This window comes from Klebsiella oxytoca NBRC 105695 (assembly GCF_001598695.1).
Classification (GTDB): Bacteria; Pseudomonadota; Gammaproteobacteria; order Enterobacterales; family Enterobacteriaceae; genus Klebsiella; species Klebsiella oxytoca.
The window spans coordinates 107125-128311 of sequence record NZ_BCZK01000014.1 but is presented as its reverse complement, the minus strand read 5'-3'; the positions used below and the strand labels follow the sequence as shown (position 1 = coordinate 128311).

The 21187-nt window shown below is 54.4% G+C and carries 18 protein-coding genes; 16 read left to right on the top strand and 2 right to left on the bottom strand.

What is annotated here, in order from left to right; genetic code table 11:
* Positions 1–107: 107 nt before the first annotated feature.
* Positions 108–1283, bottom strand: a complete 1176-nt coding sequence (ubiF, locus tag KO1_RS21670; RefSeq protein ID WP_023320570.1) for a 3-demethoxyubiquinol 3-hydroxylase — start codon at positions 1281–1283, stop codon at positions 108–110.
* Positions 1284–1491: 208 nt separating this feature from the next.
* Between ubiF and miaB the strand changes: the two genes are divergently transcribed.
* From miaB to KO1_RS21615, 11 genes are all read left to right on the top strand, one after another.
* On the top strand, positions 1492–2916 hold the full coding sequence (miaB, locus tag KO1_RS21665) for a tRNA (N6-isopentenyl adenosine(37)-C2)-methylthiotransferase MiaB (RefSeq protein WP_004111391.1): 1425 nt from the start codon (positions 1492–1494) through the stop codon (positions 2914–2916).
* Between the two features lie 143 nt (positions 2917–3059).
* Positions 3060–4106 carry a PhoH family protein gene (locus tag KO1_RS21660; RefSeq protein ID WP_004100205.1) on the top strand — a complete coding sequence of 349 codons (1047 nt, stop codon included), beginning with the start codon at positions 3060–3062 and terminating at the stop codon, positions 4104–4106.
* Complete coding sequence (gene ybeY / locus KO1_RS21655) at positions 4103–4570, top strand: rRNA maturation RNase YbeY (protein WP_004100202.1); 468 nt, start codon at positions 4103–4105, stop codon at positions 4568–4570. The genes KO1_RS21660 and ybeY overlap by 4 nt, the downstream gene beginning before the upstream one ends.
* A 98-nt stretch (positions 4571–4668) precedes the next feature.
* Positions 4669–5547 carry a CNNM family magnesium/cobalt transport protein CorC gene (gene corC, locus KO1_RS21650; RefSeq protein ID WP_017146349.1) on the top strand — a complete coding sequence of 293 codons (879 nt, stop codon included), beginning with the start codon at positions 4669–4671 and terminating at the stop codon, positions 5545–5547.
* A gap of 22 nt (positions 5548–5569) precedes the next feature.
* On the top strand, positions 5570–7108 hold the full coding sequence (lnt, locus tag KO1_RS21645; protein WP_004100198.1) for an apolipoprotein N-acyltransferase: 1539 nt from the start codon (positions 5570–5572) through the stop codon (positions 7106–7108).
* 366 nt (positions 7109–7474) lie between these two features.
* On the top strand, positions 7475–8386 hold the full coding sequence (locus KO1_RS21640) for an amino acid ABC transporter substrate-binding protein (RefSeq protein WP_004100196.1): 912 nt from the start codon (positions 7475–7477) through the stop codon (positions 8384–8386).
* A 163-nt stretch (positions 8387–8549) separates the two neighbouring features.
* Positions 8550–9290, top strand: coding sequence for an amino acid ABC transporter permease (locus KO1_RS21635; protein WP_004111387.1), 741 nt, complete (start codon positions 8550–8552; stop codon positions 9288–9290).
* A complete protein-coding gene (gltK, locus tag KO1_RS21630) occupies positions 9290–9964 on the top strand; it encodes a glutamate/aspartate ABC transporter permease GltK (protein WP_004100190.1) in 675 nt (224 codons plus the stop codon). Before KO1_RS21635 ends, gltK begins: the two co-directional genes overlap by 1 nt.
* A complete protein-coding gene (locus KO1_RS21625) occupies positions 9964–10689 on the top strand; it encodes an amino acid ABC transporter ATP-binding protein (protein WP_004100186.1) in 726 nt (241 codons plus the stop codon). The genes gltK and KO1_RS21625 overlap by 1 nt, the downstream gene beginning before the upstream one ends.
* Positions 10690–10986: 297 nt before the next feature.
* On the top strand, positions 10987–12657 hold the full coding sequence (locus tag KO1_RS21620; protein ID WP_047720152.1) for a ShlB/FhaC/HecB family hemolysin secretion/activation protein: 1671 nt from the start codon (positions 10987–10989) through the stop codon (positions 12655–12657).
* Between the two features lie 63 nt (positions 12658–12720).
* Entirely contained in the window at positions 12721–14499 is a 1779-nt protein-coding gene (locus tag KO1_RS21615) for a filamentous hemagglutinin N-terminal domain-containing protein (RefSeq protein ID WP_047720154.1), read from the top strand.
* A 354-nt stretch (positions 14500–14853) separates the two neighbouring features.
* Here KO1_RS21615 and KO1_RS21610 read toward each other — a convergent pair whose 3' ends face one another.
* A complete protein-coding gene (locus tag KO1_RS21610; RefSeq protein WP_004100180.1) occupies positions 14854–15336 on the bottom strand; it encodes a zinc ribbon-containing protein in 483 nt (160 codons plus the stop codon).
* 226 nt (positions 15337–15562) lie between these two features.
* On the opposite strand from KO1_RS21610, the gene leuS reads away from it, so the two are divergent.
* Genes leuS through KO1_RS21585 form a run of 5 tightly spaced genes read left to right on the top strand, consistent with a single transcriptional unit; the run spans position 15563 to position 21091 of the window.
* Positions 15563–18145: a leucine--tRNA ligase gene (gene leuS / locus KO1_RS21605; protein WP_004111380.1), complete on the top strand. Its 2583-nt coding sequence runs from the start codon at positions 15563–15565 to the stop codon at positions 18143–18145.
* A gap of 14 nt (positions 18146–18159) precedes the next feature.
* Positions 18160–18741 carry an LPS assembly lipoprotein LptE gene (gene lptE / locus KO1_RS21600; protein ID WP_004100169.1) on the top strand — a complete coding sequence of 194 codons (582 nt, stop codon included), beginning with the start codon at positions 18160–18162 and terminating at the stop codon, positions 18739–18741.
* Entirely contained in the window at positions 18741–19772 is a 1032-nt protein-coding gene (holA, locus tag KO1_RS21595) for a DNA polymerase III subunit delta (protein WP_023320564.1), read from the top strand. Before lptE ends, holA begins: the two co-directional genes overlap by 1 nt.
* Entirely contained in the window at positions 19765–20415 is a 651-nt protein-coding gene (nadD, locus tag KO1_RS21590; RefSeq protein ID WP_024273914.1) for a nicotinate-nucleotide adenylyltransferase, read from the top strand. Before holA ends, nadD begins: the two co-directional genes overlap by 8 nt.
* Before the next feature lie 46 nt (positions 20416–20461).
* Complete coding sequence (locus KO1_RS21585; protein ID WP_024273913.1) at positions 20462–21091, top strand: adenosylcobalamin/alpha-ribazole phosphatase; 630 nt, start codon at positions 20462–20464, stop codon at positions 21089–21091.
* Positions 21092–21187: the final 96 nt, after the last annotated feature.

Here is a 21187-nt window from a genome sequence, read left to right as displayed (position 1 = left end):
AAATAGCAAAAAGCTCGCTTCGGCGAGCTTTTTGCGTTCTGGTATTTCGGCGATACCGGCGGAACTTCCCGACCCGGCCGCATCTACGGCAGCCGGGCCGCTCAACGTTACAACCCCAACGCGTATTTCAACGCCTGACGCTTCAGTCCGCCAGCGCGCTCGGCCGCCATCAGCCCAATATTTCTCAGTATCCGCACCGGTGGCAAATCGTTGCTAAATCCGGCGTAAAACAGATCCATCCCCGACTGCATAATAAAGTTGTCCGCCTGACGGCGCGTCTGGTAGCGCTTGAGCACCGGTAGGCTGGCCCACTCTTCGCCGTGGGCTTTTGCCCTGGCCAGGACATCCAGCAGCGCATCGACATCGCGATAGCCCAGATTGACCCCCTGCCCCGCCAGCGGATGAATGGTGTGCGCAGCATCGCCCACCAGCGCCAGCCCAGGTTTGACATACTGCAATGCATGGCGACGGGTCAACGGAAACGCGCCCGCGCTTAGCGGCGTCATCTCTCCCAGCCGCGCCGGGAAGTGGTGATTAATTTCCTGCTGTAGCTGAGCCATGCTCATGCCCTGCAGCTGGCGAATCCTCGCCGGCGTGTCGTACCACACCAGCGAAGCCCAATGATCGAACAGCGGTAAAAACGCCCGTGGCCCCGCAGGGGTAAACTGCTGCCAGGTACTATCGCCGGGATCCTCCGCGCACTGCACGCTGATCAACATACAGGATTGTTGGTACTGCCAGGCATGGATACCGATTCCTGCTAGCTGCCGCACCTGTGAACTGGCGCCGTCCGCGCCCACCAACAGCCGCGCATCAAGCTGGCTGCCATCGGTCAGCGTGACCGAAGCGTTCGTCTCTGCGCGACGCATCTCCTGAAGCGATGTGCCCACCCGCAGGGAGATGTTCTCGTGGGTCTCCAGCGCCTGCCATAGGGCACGCTGCAGGACGTTATTCTCTACCATATAGCCCAGTTCCGGCAGCTTCAGCTCCGCGGCGTTAAACACCACATGCGCGCTTTCCCACTCCCAGGTCTCGAGCTGGCGATAGGCATGGGCGCGCATGGACCGCACGCTATCCCAGACGCCCAGGCCTCTCAGCAGCCCTACCGATGAGGCGCCGATCGCCGAAATACGCACGTCAGGCGTGGAAGAAGCGTCAAAAGCCGGCGGCGCGTTTTTTTCAATGACCGTCACCGTAAAACCCTGCTGCGCCAGGCCTAGCGCCAGGGCGCCGCCGACCATCCCGCCGCCAACGATAACGACATCTGTTGCATGAATTGTCATGGCTATTATCCTTAAACCCGAATCTCCTCAGTTTACCGGATTTTTATTCGGCTTGCGGTGATTACGGTCGTACTGGTCAGGGCGCGGTCAAAGCATTACAATACGCGCCCTGCAATCCTGGCTTTATATCCGTCACCCTTCACATTGCAGAGCAACATCCGGTGAAGACGCTGACTTTGGGTATACCTAATTAAGCATGAGCAAGTCGATGACAAAAAAACTCCATATTAAAACCTGGGGCTGTCAGATGAACGAATACGATTCATCAAAGATGGCCGATCTGCTGGATGCCACCCACGGGTATCAACTCACCGAAGTGGCGGAAGAAGCGGATGTGCTGCTGCTCAATACCTGCTCAATCCGTGAGAAGGCTCAGGAAAAAGTTTTCCATCAGCTAGGACGCTGGAAGCTGTTAAAAGAGAAGAACCCCAACCTGATCATTGGCGTTGGCGGCTGCGTGGCTTCTCAGGAAGGCGATCATATTCGCCAGCGCGCCCACTATGTCGATATTATTTTTGGGCCGCAGACCCTGCACCGTCTGCCGGAAATGATCAACTCGGTACGAGGCAACCGCAGCCCGGTCGTCGATATCAGCTTCCCGGAAATCGAAAAGTTCGACCGCCTGCCGGAACCGCGCGCCGAAGGCCCAAGCGCCTTTGTTTCCATCATGGAAGGCTGCAATAAGTACTGCACCTACTGCGTGGTGCCTTACACCCGCGGTGAGGAAGTGAGCCGCCCAAGCGACGATATCCTGTTTGAAATCGCCCAGCTTGCGGCTCAGGGCGTACGTGAAGTCAACCTGCTCGGGCAGAACGTGAACGCCTGGCGCGGGGAAAACTACGACGGCACCACCGGTAGCTTTGCCGATCTCCTGCGTCTGGTTGCGGCGATCGACGGTATCGACCGGATCCGCTTTACCACCAGCCACCCCATCGAGTTCACCGACGATATCATCGAGGTTTACCGCGATACGCCGGAGCTGGTCAGCTTCCTGCACCTGCCGGTACAGAGCGGTTCCGACCGCGTGCTGAACCTGATGGGCAGAACCCATACGGCGCTGGAATATAAAGCGATTATCCGTAAACTGCGCGCGGCGCGTCCGGATATTCAGATCAGCTCCGACTTCATCGTCGGCTTCCCTGGCGAAACCACCCAGGATTTCGAGCAGACCATGAAGCTGATTGCCGATGTGAATTTCGACATGAGCTACAGCTTCATCTTCTCCGCGCGTCCGGGAACGCCGGCGGCCGATATGGTCGACGATGTACCGGAAGAGGATAAGAAGCAGCGTCTGTATATTCTGCAGGAGCGCATCAACCAGCAGGCGATGGCCTGGAGCCGCCGTATGCTCGGCACCGTGCAGCGCATTCTGGTGGAAGGCACCTCACGCAAGAGCATCATGGAGCTGTCTGGCCGCACCGAGAATAACCGCGTGGTGAACTTCGAAGGCTCGCCTGAGATGATCGGTAAGTTTGTTGATGTCGAGATCACCGACGTCTGGACAAACTCCCTGCGCGGTAAAGTAGTGCGCACCGAGGACGAAATGGGTCTGCGTATCGCGGAAACCCCGGAGTCGGTGATTGCCCGTACCCGTAAAGAAAACGATTTGGGCGTCGGCATCTACCAGCCATAATCCGTTCAGGCCTGCCGCTCCGGCAGGCCTTGTATTTCCTCTCCTGAACCCAATATCTACAGCGATGCTTGCGCCATATTCCGATGACGTGAATAATTTCCTGACCGGCTACCCTCCGGCTATCAATGTATAAGAGGAACAGTTTGAATACAGACACTCGCGAAATCACCCTTGAGCCCGCGGACAACGCCCGTCTGCTGAGCCTGTGCGGCCCGTTTGATGACAACATTAAACAGCTGGAACGCCGTCTCGGCATCGAGATTAACCGTCGTGACAACCACTTTAAACTGACCGGCCGGCCGATTTGCGTCACCGCAGCGGCGGATATCCTGCGCAGTCTGTACGTTGATACCGCACCGATGCGCGGCGAAATTCAGGATATTGAACCGGAACAAATTCATCTGGCGATCAAAGAAGCCCGCGTGCTGGAGCAGAGCGCCGAAAGCGTGCCGGATTACGGCAAGGCCGTGAATATCAAAACCAAGCGTGGCGTGATTAAGCCGCGTACGCCGAATCAGGCGCAGTACATCGCCAATATTCTTGACCATGATATTACCTTCGGCGTCGGCCCTGCCGGGACCGGGAAAACCTACCTGGCGGTCGCCGCAGCGGTAGACGCGCTGGAGCGCCAGGAGATCCGCCGTATTCTTCTGACCCGTCCGGCGGTTGAGGCCGGCGAAAAACTGGGCTTCCTGCCCGGCGATCTGAGCCAGAAAGTGGACCCGTACCTGCGGCCGCTGTACGACGCGCTGTTTGAGATGCTCGGCTTCGAGAAAGTTGAAAAGCTGATTGAGCGCAACGTGATTGAAGTCGCGCCGCTGGCCTATATGCGCGGCCGTACGCTGAACGATGCGTTCATCATTCTTGATGAAAGCCAGAACACCACCATCGAACAGATGAAAATGTTCCTGACTCGTATCGGCTTTAACTCTAAGGCGGTCATTACCGGCGACGTCACACAGATTGACCTGCCGCGCAGCACCAAATCGGGCCTGCGCCACGCAATTGAAGTGCTGGCAGAAGTCGATGAGATTAGCTTCAACTTCTTCCATAGCGAAGACGTGGTGCGCCATCCGGTGGTTGCCCGTATCGTTAACGCCTATGAAGCCTGGGAAGAAGCAGACCAGAAACGTAAAGCAGAGCTGGCCGCCGAGCGCAAACGCGAAGCCCAGGAACAGGAGCATAAATGAGTCAGGTCATTCTCGATTTACAGCTGGCTTGCGAAGATAACAGCGGAATGCCGGATGAAGCCTTGTTTCAGCGCTGGGTCGATAGCGTTATTCCGCAGTTCCAGGAGGAGTCGGAACTCACGATTCGGCTGGTTGATGAAGCGGAAAGCCACGAGCTGAACCTGACCTATCGTGGGAAAGATAAACCGACTAACGTGCTCTCTTTCCCCTTCGAAGCGCCGCCCGGCATCGAAATGCCGCTGCTTGGCGATCTGGTCATCTGTCGTCAGGTGGTCGAGCAGGAAGCGCAAGAGCAAGGTAAACCGCTGGAGGCGCACTGGGCGCATATGGTCGTCCACGGTAGCCTGCATCTTTTGGGCTATGACCATATTATTGATGAAGAAGCGGAAGAGATGGAATCCCTCGAAACGGAGATAATGCTTGCTCTGGGCTATGAGGATCCGTACATTGCCGAGAAGGAATAACCTGTTGCCGGCTTTGCCGGCGACTGGCCGCTATGCCGGGCGCTGAGTATACGCGTGACGAGCGACTATTTAACCAACATGAGAACCCATACGACGCCATGAGCGACGACAATTCACACAGTAGCGACACAGTAAACAGCAAAAAGGGATTCTTCTCCCTGTTACTCAGCCAGCTTTTTCACGGGGAACCGAAAAACCGTGATGAACTGCTGGCGCTGATCCGTGATTCCGGGCAAAACGACCTTATCGACGAAGATACGCGCGATATGCTCGAAGGGGTAATGGATATCGCCGACCAGCGCGTCCGCGACATCATGATCCCCCGCTCGCAGATGATTACCCTGAAACGCAACCAGACGCTGGACGAGTGCCTCGATGTGATCATCGAATCCGCCCACTCGCGTTTCCCGGTGATCAGCGAAGACAAAGATCACATCGAAGGGATTCTGATGGCCAAAGATCTGCTGCCGTTTATGCGCAGCGATGCTGAAGCCTTCAGCATGGAAAAAGTGTTGCGCCCGGCGGTTGTCGTGCCCGAAAGCAAGCGGGTTGACCGCATGCTGAAGGAGTTCCGCTCCCAGCGTTATCATATGGCTATCGTTATCGATGAGTTTGGCGGCGTCTCGGGTCTGGTGACCATTGAAGATATCCTTGAGCTGATCGTCGGTGAGATAGAAGACGAATATGACGAAGAAGAAGATATCGATTTCCGTCAGTTGAGCCGCCATACGTGGACGGTACGCGCGCTGGCCTCAATCGAAGACTTCAACGAAGCCTTCAGCACCCACTTCAGCGATGAAGAGGTTGATACCATCGGTGGTCTGGTGATGCAGGCCTTTGGTCATCTGCCTGCCCGCGGCGAGTCTATCGACATTGATGGTTACCAATTCAAGGTCGCAATGGCCGACAGTCGACGTATTATTCAGGTACACGTAAAGCTTCCTGATGATGCCCCGCAGCCGAAGCTGGAAGACTAATCCAACGGGACGATTAACCTAAATGGTATTTGCCTCTCTCATTGAACGCCAGGGCGTACGCCTGCTGCTGGCGCTTTTATTCGGAGCCAGCGGAACGCTGGCTTTTTCACCTTATGACATCTGGCCGGCGGCGATTATTTCATTAATTGGCCTGCAGGGCTTAACCCTCAACCGCCGTCCTGTGCAAAGCGCCGCGATCGGCTATTTCTGGGGCTTAGGGCTGTTCGGCTCCGGTATTAACTGGGTCTACGTGAGTATCGCGCAGTTCGGCGGTATGCCCGGGCCGGTCAACGTTTTCCTGGTCGTTCTGCTGGCCGCCTATCTCTCTCTGTACACCGGATTATTTGCCGGTATTCTTTCGCGCCTGTGGCCAAAAACCAGCTGGGTACGCGTTGCCATCGCCGCCCCGGTGATATGGCAGGTTACCGAGTTTCTGCGCGGCTGGGTGCTGACCGGCTTTCCGTGGTTACAGTTTGGCTACAGCCAGATCGACGGTCCGCTCAAAGGGCTGGCGCCCGTTATGGGCGTCGAGGCGATTAACTTCCTGCTGATGATCGTCAGCGGTTTGCTGATACTGGCTATCGTGCAGCGCAGCTGGAAGCCGCTGGTCGCTGCCGTCGTGCTGTTCGCCCTGCCCTTCCCGCTGCGCTATATTCAGTGGTATCAGCTGCTGCCGGAGCGCGCGACCACGGTTTCGCTGGTACAGGGAGATATCCCCCAGGCGATGAAATGGGACCAGGATCAGCTACTCAATACCCTGAAAACCTATCTGGATCTCACCCAGCCGCATATGGGCAAATCGCAGCTGATCGTCTGGCCGGAGTCGGCGATACCGGATCTGGAAATTAATCAGCAGCGCTTCCTCAGTATGATGGATGACCTGATGCGGTCGAAAAACAGCTCGCTGATTACCGGCATCGTCGACGCGCGCCTGAACGCGCGTAATCGCTACGATACTTACAACACCATTATTACGCTGGGCAAAGATAACCCGTACAGCTACGACTCAAAGAATCGCTACAACAAGAACCATCTGGTGCCGTTTGGCGAGTTTGTGCCGCTGGAATCGATTCTGCGTCCGCTGGCGCCATTCTTTGATCTGCCAATGTCCTCTTTCAGCCGCGGTCCGTACGTACAGCCGCAGCTGGTGGCGCATAACATGCGACTGACGGCGGCTATCTGCTACGAGATCATCCTTGGCGAGCAGGTGCGGGATAACTTCCGCCCGGACACGGATTTTCTGCTAACCATCTCTAACGACGCGTGGTTCGGCAAATCTATCGGCCCGTGGCAGCATTTCCAGATGGCGCGTATGCGCGCGCTGGAGCTGGCCCGTCCGCTACTGCGTAGCACCAATAACGGCATAACCGCGGTCATCGGCCCGCGCGGTGAAATTCAGGCAATGATCCCGCAGTTCACCCGCGCCGTGTTAACCAGCAAAGTGACCCCAACGACAGGACTGACGCCGTACGCTCGTACGGGAAACTGGCCCCTGTGGGCGTTAACCATCCTGTTCGGTTTTGGCGCCCTGCTGATGAGTCTGCGCCAGCGCCGTCAATAATTCCTCCTTTCTCTTCTACCGCGGCGGCTTTCGTCGCCGCGATCATCTCTTCCTTTCGTTGCATATTGGCACGGCCATTGCTTAATAAATTCCCGTAGCAACGCGATCCTGAGGGGTACAACCCGGTTGCACCACCACAGATCATCAGGCAGCGCTATTTTGGTGCAATGGGGGATTTTTGCCTTTAAATGGTGCGGTGCGCCTCGCAAAAACCAACAATATAGCAGCAAAATCTTTACATTAAGCCAAACTAAATGCTAACAAACACATACAAATGCTGCACACAAAGACGGCAGCCATAAAAAGCACACACATTCACAATGGGTATCAATAGCGTTTAACGACGCTGAGGATAAGGAGTCGGATATGCAATTACGTAAACTGGCCGCAGCAATGCTGGTCATGGGACTGACCGCCGGCGCGGCGCAGGCAGAAGACGCAGCAGCAACCACCGGCCAGAGCACTCTGGATAAAATTGCCAAAAACGGCGTCATCGTCGTTGGTCACCGTGAATCATCCGTTCCATTTTCTTACTATGACAACAAGCAGCAGGTCGTAGGCTACTCCCAGGACTACTCAAATGCGATCGTTGATGCCATCAAGAAAAAGCTGAACAAACCGGATCTGCAGGTGAAGCTGATCCCGGTTACGTCTCAAAACCGTATCCCGCTGCTGCAAAACGGTACCTATGATTTCGAATGCGGTTCCACCACCAACAACCTTGAACGTCAGAAACAGGCGGCCTTCTCCGACACCATTTTCGTTGTCGGTACCCGTCTGCTGGTGAAAAAAGGCGGCGCGATTAAGGACTTTCCGGACCTGAAGGATAAAGCCGTCGTCGTCACCTCCGGAACTACCTCCGAAATTCTGCTGCATAAGCTGAATGACGAGAAAAAAATGAACATGCGCATTATCAGTGCTAAAGATCACGGCGACTCTTTCCGTACCCTGGAAAGCGGACGCGCGGTGGCCTTTATGATGGATGACGCGCTGCTGGCGGGCGAACGGGCGAAGGCGAAGAAGCCGGATAATTGGGAGATCGTCGGCACGGCGCAATCTCAGGAAGCTTACGGCTGTATGCTGCGTAAAGACGATCCGCAGTTCAAAACGCTGGTTGATGAGACGGTAGCCCAGGCGCAGACCTCCGGTGAAGCCGAAAAATGGTTCGACAAGTGGTTTAAAAATCCTATTCCGCCAAAAAACCTGAATATGAATTTTGAACTCTCTGACGAAATGAAAGCGCTGTTCAAATCACCTAACGACAAAGCTCTTAACTAATTAAAAAAACAAGGGGCAGGAACTCCTGCCCTCCCGATTGTTGCTACGGCGCGGACAGACTATACGGCGGCTGGTCGTTCCCCAGCGGCCGCGAATACCGAAACAGGCTGAGCAACAATCTTCGAGGGTAGCGCTGCTACCCTTTTTTTTCCAGGAGTCATGTATGTCAATAGACTGGAACTGGGGGATATTCCTGCAACAGGCCCCGTTCGGCAATACTACCTATTTAGGCTGGCTATGGAGTGGTTTTCAGGTCACCGTTACGCTGTCGGTCACGGCCTGGATTATCGCCTTCTTCGTAGGCTCGCTATTCGGTATTCTCCGTACCGTCCCTAATCGTCTACTCTCGACTATCGGTACCTGTTACGTTGAGCTGTTCCGTAACGTTCCGCTTATCGTGCAGTTTTTCACCTGGTATCTGGTGGTGCCTGAACTGCTGCCGGAAAATATCGGCATGTGGTTTAAGTCCGAGCTGGACCCTAATATTCAGTTTTTCGTTTCTTCGATGCTGTGTCTGGGATTATTTACCGCCGCTCGCGTCTGCGAACAGGTTCGTTCCGGCATCCAGTCCCTGCCGCGCGGCCAGAAAAATGCCGGGCTGGCGATGGGGCTGACGCTTCCGCAAACCTATCGTTACGTGCTGCTGCCCAACGCCTACCGCGTTATCGTGCCGCCAATGACCTCTGAAATGATGAACCTGGTGAAAAACTCGGCCATCGCTTCCACCATTGGACTTGCCGATATGGCCGCGCAGGCGGGTAAGCTGCTGGACTACTCGGCCCATGCCTGGGAATCGTTTACCGCCATCACCCTCGCCTACGTCTTTATCAACGCCGTCATCATGCTGATCATGTACGTGGTCGAACGTAAGGTCCGCCTGCCGGGCAATATGGGGGGTAAATAATGTACGATTTTGACTGGAGTTCTATTATCCCTTCCATGCCATACCTGCTGGCTGGACTGGTCATCACGTTAAAAATCACCGTGACCGCGATTGTTATCGGGATTGTCTGGGGGACGATTCTGGCCGTGATGCGCCTGTCGAGTTTCCTGCCGCTGGCGTGGTTTGCCAAAACTTACGTTAACGTCTTCCGTTCTATTCCGCTGGTAATGGTACTGCTGTGGTTTTATCTGATTGTCCCGGGTTTCCTGCAGAACGTGCTTGGCCTGTCGCCGAAAACCGATATCCGGCTGATTTCGGCGATGATCGCCTTTTCCATGTTTGAAGCGGCTTACTACTCGGAAATCATTCGTGCCGGTATTCAGAGTATCTCCCGCGGCCAGTCCAGCGCTGCGCTGGCGCTGGGCATGACCCACTGGCAATCTATGAAGCTGGTGATCCTGCCGCAGGCGTTTCGCGCCATGGTACCGCTGCTGCTGACTCAGGGCATCGTCCTGTTCCAGGATACCTCACTGGTTTATGTCCTGAGCCTGGCCGACTTTTTCCGCACCGCCTCGACGATTGGCGAACGTGACGGAACCCAGGTGGAGATGGTGCTGTTCGCAGGCGCCGTATATTTTGTTATTAGCCTCAGCGCATCGCTGTTGGTCAGCTGGTTGAAGAAAAGGACTGTGTAATGATTACCCTGAAAAATGTTTCAAAATGGTATGGTCACTTTCAGGTGCTGACCGATTGCTCCACGGAAGTGAAAAAAGGCGAAGTGGTGGTGGTCTGTGGGCCTTCGGGTTCGGGTAAATCAACGCTGATTAAAACCGTCAACGGCCTGGAGCCCATCCAGCAAGGTCAAATCATCGTCGACGGCACCACCGTCAACGATAAAAAGACCAATCTCGCCAAACTGCGCTCGCGGGTCGGGATGGTATTCCAGCATTTCGAGCTGTTCCCGCACTTATCGATTATTGATAACCTCACCCTGGCGCAGGTTAAGGTGCTCAATCGCGATAAAGCAGCTTCTCGAGCAAAAGGGCTAAAGCTGCTGGAACGCGTGGGGCTTTCCGCCCATGCTGAAAAATTCCCCGCTCAGCTCTCGGGCGGCCAACAGCAGCGCGTGGCCATCGCTCGCGCGCTGTGCATGGACCCCATCGCCATGCTGTTTGATGAACCCACTTCCGCGCTTGACCCTGAGATGATTAACGAAGTGCTGGACGTTATGGTTGAACTGGCGAATGAAGGGATGACCATGATGGTGGTTACCCATGAAATGGGCTTTGCGCGTAAGGTCGCCAACCGGGTCATCTTTATGGATGAAGGTAAAATAGTCGAAGACGCCGATAAAGAAGCGTTTTTTGCTAACCCGCAATCAGAACGCGCCAAGGACTTCCTCGCCAAAATTCTGCACTAACTTCTGCGGCGCGCACGATATCACCGTGCGCGCCCGCAGCTCTTCCCCTTTCAATCACTTCATCTCAAGGCGTCAGCTTCACAACGTGAAGTAAATATTTCACAAAGAATTCAGGGGCCGGTGAATGGATAAACCGCCACGGCATCGTTAGCATACAGCCTCTCGTAATAATCCCCCCGGAGTATGAATTATTTAAAAATAATATTTCAATCGACTTGCTATACGTCGCTGGCTATTTCCGACCGCGCATAGCTATTAATAATAATCTCACTCAATGAAACAAACGGATATTGCTTCATGTGGACTAATACCAACAGCCTGGCCATTATTTTGTGTTTAAATCTGCTCACCTGTTTTACTGCCCGCGCGGGTATTGAGGCCGCAACGGTAAACCAGGTTGAACAGGATAAAGCCCGTGAAAGCGCATTAATGCCCCATCAGCAGCAATACCAATCCTCTCGTAGCCATGTAAAAACGCAAACTTTAATATTTCCCGAAGAAGCGACCTGCAGATATATCACGCAAGTTGATATTGCCTCCGAGGACAAAGCAAAAACCACCGCCCTCCTCGGAAAGATCGCCTCCCAGGCGATTGGCCATTGTTTAGGTGTGGAAGGAATTCGTCTGCTGACGACCGCTTTGCAAAATGAGCTGATAACGCAAGGGTATATCACTTCCCTGATCGATGTTCCGTCCCAGTCATTAGAAGGCGGCATTCTGAAGATAACGCTTGTTTATGGCAAAACGGGGCATATTGCTTTTGCGCCGAATAGCGCCACAACGAACCTGTGGACCTCGATGCCCACGCATACCGGTAAGATCCTGCGCCTTAGCGATCTTGAACAAGGGATGGCTAACCTGCAACGCCAGCCTGGCGCCAGCGCCCATATGAAACTGCGGCCGGGGGAACATATCGGCGAGAGCGATATTGAAATCGCCCGCGTAACGGATAAACAGTGGCAGGTTGGCGCCTGGCTTGATGATGCCGGTAGCCGCGCCAGCGGGCGCTATCAGGGCGGCGGCGCGCTGTACCTGTACGATTTATCCTCACTGAACGATATTCTGTCCATCTCGGCAGGCGGCGACGTTGAATTCAACCAGCACAACGACGGCAACCATAACGGCAACCTTTACTACTCCGTACCTTTTGGTTACTGGTCATTGAGCATGTACGGCTCCTACAGCCAGTACCGCCAGCTGTTTAAAGGAAGATGGTCAAGCATCGATTATAAAAGTAAAAACCGTTATTACAGCGCGACCCTTAGCCGCCTGCTTTCACACACCCGACAGCAAAAAACGACCGCCGATCTGCGCATAGCGAAAAGCAGTTCACACTACTTTTTTGGCGGCGATGAGCTTTACGTCATGCGCAAACAGAATCCGGTCTGGGAATTTACCCTGCGCCACCAGCGCTATTTTAACAATAAAATTGTCGACGCCAGCGTGGGTATTCAGCGCAGCCTGCCGTGGCTCAGCTCCGTGCCTACGCCAGAGGAAAAAGCCGGTTTATACAGCCGCCATTCGCGCGTCGTGCATGCCGATATTCAGGCATTAATGCAGTTTGCCGCAACCGGCGATAAATTTAGCTGGATGCCGCGTTTCCATGCCCAGTTCAGCCCGGATATATTATCTTCGGACAACCAGTTTAATATCGGCAATCGCTGGACGATTCGCGGTTTTGACGGCGAAAATACGCTATCGGCCAATCAGGGCTGGTACTGGCGTAACGATTTTAGCTGGAATATACCTACTGCCGACCGGCAGTTATATCTTGGCCTCGATTTCGGCAGAATCATCGGCAACGAGCGCGCGCAGCAAGGGAAAAGCCTTTCTGGCGCAGTCGGCGGGATCCGTGGAGAAATAGCATCAACGCAATATGACTTTTTTATCGGCACGCCTATCAGTAAACCTGATGACTTTCATAGCGATGCCATGAATATGGGCTTTTCATTACAGTGGAGGTATTAGTTTTCATCCGCGCATTACTGCTATTTACTGATTCATCTTTTTATATTTAAAGGAATAAATTACATGTTTAAATTCAAGGTTTCCTATGTTGCGCTGGCGGCAGCGCTAAGCTCATCCGTTGTTTATGCCGACCCGTCAAGCTATACGCATAGGTCAGGGGCAAATGTTATTGATATTGAAGCGCCTAATGCCGCAGGCGTCTCGCATAACTTATATCGCGAATTCAACGTCGGCCCTAACGGCACTATTTTAAACAACAGCGCCAGCGACGTGAACCACAGCACTCACGGTAATATCGCAAAGAATAATAATCTGACCAACGGCAGCGCTTCCGTTATTTTGAATGAAGTCACCTCCAATAAAATGAGTAACCTACAGGGCTTTATCGAAGTTAACGGGCAAAAAGCCGATGTCGTGATCGCCAACCCCAACGGCATCACCTGCTCCGGGTGCAGTTTTATCAACACCAACAAAGCGGTACTCACCACAGGCCAGGTCAACCTGAGCGATACCGGGGCGATTGATAGCTATACGGTCACACAAGGGAAAATCACCATCGGTGATAAAGGTATGAACGCATCCACTAACTATGCCGCCCTGCTTGCGGATGCTATTGCGATTAACGGCACTGTGACCGCCGCCAATGCAGCCATCGGCGCGGGCAATTTTACGTATAATAACCAGACCGGGGAAATGAACTCCCTGGGTAAAACAGCAACGGTTATGCAGATGATCTTTCCAGAATACAGCATTGATATCAGCAACCTGGGCGGTATCAAGGCCAATAGTATTAGCATGGTGGGTAATACCTTAGGTCTTGGCGTGCGTAATAAAGGCACTATTACCGCAAATGCCGCGCTCGCCATGACCAGCTATGGTTCTCTGGTTAATGAAGGTTCCATCAACACGAACGGCCTTATGGCTAAAATGGCATCTTTGGGCGATATGAAAAATACAGGTACAATTAATAGTACTGCTTACGTTACGCAGCTCAGTAGTGTGGGCACCCTGACCAATGAAGGCACAATTGCCAGTAGTAAACAGATTGCCATCAGCGCGACCGGCGATCTTGTTAACGCCGGCACGATGAAGGGAACGCAATTGTTATCCGTAGCCAGCGGGGGCAATCTCACCACCCGTAAGGGCTCAAATACCGTTTCCGATGGTCAGTTAGCGGTTTCCGCCAACAATATTGACAACGCGGGTTCAATGCGCGGCAATATAACCTACGTCGAATTCAGCGGCGATAAACTCAAAGTCACCGGTGAGCTCCGGGGTCATTCCACTCTGACCGTGCAATCTAAAAAGGATGACAAAGTCAATTCGGGATTAATTTATAACACAGGAAGTATTTCCGGTAATGATGTAACGATTATCACTAACGGAAATTTGGATCAGGAGGGTAATATTATTGGTCAAAACTCGTTATCGATTAAAACTAATGTTTTAGACAATGTTTATTATATTTATGGGAAGTCACTAAATATTGAAAGTAATTATGTTCGCAACAGAGCAACAATCGATGGCTATAATAACACTATTAGCGCGGCCAACGGCATTCTTAATGAAGGGCAAATCTCTGCGAGCGGAGATTTGACTCTGAAGACGCTAAATAATGCTAATATCACCAACTACAACACCATCAAAGCCAATGGTTCTCTCACCATGACCACAGGAACTGTTAAAAATGGCGGCTACCGCTGCGGCTTTTTAAATCTGGCAACCTGCGGTAAAGGCTCTATTTCCGCTAACAAGCTGGTCCTTAACTCTTATCATAACTATGCCTCTGAAATGGGCGGGCAACAACAGTATAAATATGCTGAAATAAATACTATTCGTTAGAAAATAAGCGATGCGCTGGTAACGGCGCATCGCCAATAATTAACCACAGCAGGCCACGCCTTGCATCAGGCAAAGCCCATCCACCTTTAGCACGCGATCGCCATCATCACTTCGTGCATCGAGCATCTTATTGCAAACTAATTGGGTCAATAGAATATGCGGTGATACCTGCGATGGGCTGCACGATAATCCGTAGCTGAGTGAAAAAATGTGTAGCAAACCAGTTGAGATAAAAAAGATGCACGACGTATTCTTAAAACGGAAGCCAATATATAACTTATATTGGCTAAAAAACTTACAATTAATCATTTTTAATCGGGCCCGATGCAATAATTATGCACCAGACCCGATCGATCAGGGCTCGAACGGGCGACGCTGGAACTGATCGTGCCCGCATTTTGGACAACGCGGCAGCACGTCCGGCGTATAAACCGGCAGATGATAATGACACTTCTCACAAACCAGATTGCCGAGTCCAACCACTTCGCCGCTGTGATAAACGCCGTGGTGGCTGAGATCCTGGAAGACTTCGCGCCACTCAAGCTGGGTTTTGTCAGTGATATCCGCCAGCTCCTGCCACAGACTCTCCTTAATCACGCGCATAAAGACGCTATCGGTGAGCTCCTCCTGGCTCTCTTCATAGCTGAGCGCAAACTCTTCCAGATCGCGTCTGACGGCGCGAATGACGTTGTCGATTTCACTCTGCGTTAACTCGCCGGACTGGCTAATCCTTACCCTGGCCTGCTCCACCAGCGCATCGATATCGCGTTCTCCATTGCGTAACCGCTCGCTGAGCGTCGACACCAGCTCTCGGTAAAACTGAGCTACCTTGTTCATCTTTTCGCCTCCGGTGTGGTTAACTTCTTCTAATGATAGACGTTATCTGCGCATAGCTCTGCCCGTCATGCCACAGAGTCGCGAAATATTCTCTGGCGCTTTCCTCGCGGTAAGTGTGTGAAAGGCTGTTTTGACGTTGGCGTTTGGGCTATGCTATGCCGATCTGAAATAACACATCCATTGGCTACATTTTGTAGCTGTATTGAAAACAGGACCACTGGCTGCCATGCAAGAGCAATACCGCCCGGAAGAGATAGAATCAAAAGTCCAGCAACACTGGGACGAGAAGCGTACCTTTGAAGTTACCGAAGACGAGAGTAAAGAGAAGTATTACTGCCTGTCGATGCTTCCCTATCCTTCTGGTCGACTACACATGGGCCACGTGCGCAACTACACCATTGGCGACGTGATTTCCCGTTACCAGCGCATGTTAGGCAAGAACGTGCTGCAGCCTATCGGCTGGGATGCGTTTGGCCTGCCAGCGGAAGGCGCGGCGGTGAAAAACAACACAGCTCCGGCACCGTGGACCTACGACAATATCGCCTACATGAAGAATCAGCTGAAAAAGCTGGGCTTTGGCTATGACTGGAGCCGCGAAGTGGCGACCTGCACCCCTGAATACTACCGCTGGGAGCAGAAGTTCTTCACCGAGCTGTATAAAAAAGGCCTGGTCTACAAAAAAACCTCCGCGGTGAACTGGTGCCCGAACGACCAGACCGTTCTGGCGAACGAGCAGGTTATCGACGGCTGCTGCTGGCGCTGCGATACCAAAGTTGAGCGTAAAGAGATCCCGCAGTGGTTTATTAAAATTACCGCCTACGCTGACGAGCTGCTGAACGATCTGGACAACCTGGATCACTGGCCGGATACCGTGAAGACCATGCAGCGTAACTGGATTGGCCGCTCCGAAGGCGTCGAAATCTCCTTCGATGTTAACGACTACGCCGACAAGCTGACCGTCTACACCACCCGCCCGGACACCTTTATGGGCTGTACCTATCTGGCCGTGGCGGCGGGTCACCCGCTGGCGCAGCAGGCAGCAGCCAATAACCCCGCGCTGGCGACGTTTATCGACGAATGCCGCAATACCAAAGTTGCCGAAGCCGAAATGGCAACTATGGAGAAAAAAGGCGTCGATACCGGTTATAAAGCGATTCATCCGCTGACCGGCGAAGCGATCCCGGTCTGGGCGGCAAACTTTGTCCTGATGGAGTACGGCACCGGCGCGGTAATGGCCGTTCCGGGTCACGATCAGCGCGACTACGAGTTTGCCAGTAAATACGGTCTGGAGATCAAGCCGGTCATTCTGGCCGCCGACGGTTCCGAACCGGATCTCTCCGAACAGGCGCTGACCGAAAAAGGCGTGCTGTTCAACTCTGGCGAATTCGATGGTCTGGATCACGAAGCTGGCTTTAACGCCATCGCCGATAAGCTGGCTTCACTTGGCGTCGGCGAACGTAAAGTGAACTACCGCCTGCGCGACTGGGGCGTTTCCCGTCAGCGCTACTGGGGTGCGCCGATTCCAATGGTGACGCTGGAAGACGGTACCGTAATGCCGACTCCGGAAGATCAGCTGCCGGTAATTCTGCCGGAAGATGTGGTCATGGACGGCATCACCAGCCCCATTAAAGCCGATCCTGAGTGGGCGAAAACCACCGTAAACGGCCAGCCGGCGCTGCGTGAAACCGATACCTTTGATACCTTCATGGAATCCTCCTGGTACTACGCGCGCTATACCTGCCCGCAGTACGACCAGGGCATGCTGGACCCGGAAGCGGCGAACTACTGGCTGCCGGTGGATATTTATATCGGCGGTATCGAACACGCCATCATGCACCTGCTGTACTTCCGCTTCTTCCACAAGCTGATGCGCGACGCGGGCATGGTTAACTCTGACGAACCGGCAAAACAGCTGCTTTGCCAGGGCATGGTGCTGGCGGATGCCTTCTACTACGTTGGCGCGAACGGCGAGCGTAACTGGGTCTCTCCGGTTGATGCGATCGTTGAGCGCGATGAGAAAGGCCGCATCGCGAAAGCGAGAGATGCTGAAGGCCATGAGCTGGTCTATACCGGCATGAGCAAGATGTCCAAGTCGAAAAACAACGGCATCGACCCGCAGGTCATGGTTCAACGTTACGGTGCCGACACCGTGCGTCTGTTTATGATGTTCGCCTCGCCGGCTGACATGACGCTGGAGTGGCAGGAGTCCGGCGTGGAAGGGGCCAACCGCTTCCTGAAACGCGTCTGGAAACTGGTTTACGAGCATACCACGCAGGGTGAAGTTGCCGCGCTGGACGTTGCCAGCCTCAGCGAAGATCAAAAAGCGCTGCGCCGCGACGTACACAAAACGATCGCTAAAGTGACCGATGATATCGGCCGCCGTCAGACCTTCAATACCGCGATCGCGGCGATTATGGAGCTGATGAACAAGCTGGCGAAAGCGCCGCAGGAAAGCGAACAGGATCGCGCGCTGATGCGTGAGGCTCTGCTGGCGGTCGTTCGCATGCTCAACCCGTTCACCCCGCACGCCAGCTTTACCCTGTGGCAGGAGCTGGGCGGCGAAGGCGATATTGACAACACGCCGTGGCCGGTTGCGGACGAAAGCGCTATGGTTGAAGACACCACGCTGGTTGTCGTCCAGGTAAATGGTAAAGTTCGTGGTAAAATTACCGTTGCGGTAGATGCAACCGAAGAGCAGGTGCGCGAGCGTGCGGCTCAGGAGCATCTGGTCGCGAAATATCTCGACGGTGTGACCGTGCGTAAAGTGATCTACGTTCCGGGTAAACTGCTCAATCTGGTCGTTGGCTAAGCGCGGGAGGAAGCGTGCGATATCTGGCAACATTGTTGTTAACTCTGGCGGTGTTAATCACCGCCGGTTGTGGCTGGCACCTGCGTAGTACTACGCAGGTTCCGACCGCAATGAAAACCATGATCTTCCAGTCGGGCGATCCAAATGGTCCATTAAGTCGCGCTGTCCGTAATCAGCTGCGCCTGAACGGCGTCGAGCTGGTTGATGCCAGTACGCTGCGCAAGGATATCCCTTCCCTGCGTCTGGAGTCATCGTCCATTCAGAAAGACACGGCATCTATTTTCCAGGATGGCCGTACTGCTGAATATCAGATGGTGATGACGGTGAATGCCAGCGTCCTGATCCCTGGTCATGATATCTATCCCATCACGACCAAAGTCTACCGTTCGTTCTTCGATAACCCGCAGGCGGCGCTAGCGAAAGATGCCGAGCAGGACATGATCATTCAGGAAATGTACGACAAAGCAGCCGAACAGCTGATCCGTAAGCTGCCGAGCGTACACGTTGCGGATGTCGAAGCCACCAAAGAGGATGAGAAGCCGGTGAACGCCGCTTCCACCTCCGGCAATCGCGTCTCCACCACGCTGGGTAACTGATGATTCGGTTGTACCCGGAACAGCTCCGCGCGCAGCTCACTGAAGGGCTGCGCGCGGCCTATCTGCTGCTTGGCAACGACCCGCTGCTGTTGCAGGAAAGCCAGGACGCCATCCGCGAAGCCGCTGCCGCCCAGGGCTTTATCGAACACCATACCGCCAGCATTGATGCCAGCACCGACTGGTCTGCCCTTTTCTCCCTCAGTCAGGCGATGAGCCTGTTTGCCAGCCGCCAGACGCTGCTGCTGATCCTGCCGGAGAACGGCCCCAATGCGGCAATCAACGAACAGCTCGCCACGCTTGTCAGCATGCTGCATGACGATCTTCTGCTGATCGTGCGCGGCAATAAGCTGACGAAAGCCCAGGAGAACGCCGCGTGGATCGCCGCTCTTGCCAGCCGTGCCGTTCAGGTTAGCTGTCAGACGCCGGAATATGCCCAGCTGCCGCGCTGGCTTGCCGCGCGCGCAAAGCAGCATCATCTGCAGCTTGATGACGCAGCCAGCCAGCTACTGTGCTACTGCTATGAAGGCAATCTGCTGGCGCTGGCGCAGGCTCTGGAGCGCCTGTCGCTACTGTGGCCGGACGGTAAACTGACCCTGCCGCGCGTTGAGCAGGCAGTCAACGACGCCGCGCATTTCACGCCTTATCATTGGGTTGATGCGCTGCTGGCGGGTAAAAGCAAACGCGTCCTGCACGTTTTGCAACAGCTGCGGCTGGAAGGCAGTGAACCGGCTATCCTGCTGCGCACCCTACAGCGTGAACTGCTGCTGCTGGTCAACCTGAAGCGGCAATCAGCCCATACGCCGCTGCGTACCCTGTTTGACAAGCATCGGGTGTGGCAAAACCGACGCCAGCTGGTCAGCGACGCGCTGGCCCGCCTGAGCGCCGACCAGCTGCGCCAGGCCGTCACGTTGTTGACCCGCGCCGAGCTCACCTTTAAGCAGGATTACGGGCACTCCGTCTGGCCCGAGCTGGAAAGTCTCTCTTTGTTGCTCTGCCATAAAGCGCTGGCAGACGTTTTTATTGATGGTTGATATGACTCAGTTACAGGCGATGTACGGCGGCACCTTCGATCCGGTGCATTACGGTCACCTCAAACCGGTGGAAATTCTGGCCAACCAAATCGGCCTCAATCGCGTCACCATTGTGCCTAACAACGTGCCGCCGCATCGCCCGCAGCCCGAAGCGACCAGCGACCAGCGACGGCATATGCTGGAACTGGCTATCGCCGATAAGCCGCTGTTTATCCTCGACGATCGTGAACTTAGGCGCGACACGCCGTCCTATTCTGCGCAGACCCTGCGCGAGTGGCGCCAGGAGCAGGGGCCGGAACGGCCGCTGGCGTTTATCATAGGCCAGGATTCGCTGCTGACTTTTACCTCCTGGCACGACTATGCCAGCATCCTTGATAACGTTCATTTGATCGTCTGCCGACGCCCCGGCTACCCGCTGACTATGGCGTGCGAGCAGGATCAGCAGTGGCTGGACAAGCATCTCACCCATGACGTCGAGCGGCTGCATAGCGCCCCGGCAGGCGTTATCTACCTGGCCGAAACGCCGTGGTTTGATATCTCAGCAACCCTTATTCGCCAGCGTCTGGAAGCAGGCGAGTCCTGCGCGGACATGATGCCGGAAAGCGTGCTTGAGTATATCCACCAGCAAAAGCTTTACTGCTAGCCTGGCAGCCAGGACGGTCTCAGAGACGCCTTTCGAGAGGGTCATCATGAAATTATGGTTAGTTCGGCATGGCGAAACCGAGGCCAACGTCGCAGGCCTCTACAGCGGGCATGCCCCCACTGAGTTAACGGAACGTGGAATCAGACAGGCCCAAACGCTCGGACAGCGTCTGCATGCCGTTCCGTTTGAGCGCGTGTTTTGTAGTGAGCTTGAGCGCACCCAGCGCACGGCCAGCCTGCTGCTGGGGGAACGGAGCATCCCCCGTCATACCTTCGCTGAGCTCAATGAAATGTTCTTCGGCGACTGGGAAATGCGCCACCATCGCGATTTGCAGCAGGAAGATGCTGAAAACTACGCCGCCTGGTGCGCCGACTGGCAGCATGCGGCGCCTACCAACGGAGAGGGCTTTCAGGCCTTTTCCGAGCGCGTTTGCCGCTTTATTGCCACCCTCTCTCAGTATCAGGAACTTAATCATCTGCTGATCGTCGGTCACCAGGGGGTTCTGAGCCTGTTAATCGCTCATCTTCTGCACATGCCGGCTTCGGCGATGTGGCACTTTCCCATCGAGCATGGCGCGTGGAGCCTGATCGATCTCCAGCCTGAATTCACCACGCTGCGGGTGCTAAATAGCCGGGCCGTTTGGCTGGCGGAAGAAGAATTGCGCGCAGACCATTGACAGTGCAAAGCAGGCTGCTATTCTCCGCAGCCAGGCTGTATCCGCTATTTGAACTTTGCAGAAATTGTTTTACAAAAATGGCGATGCAATCATCGG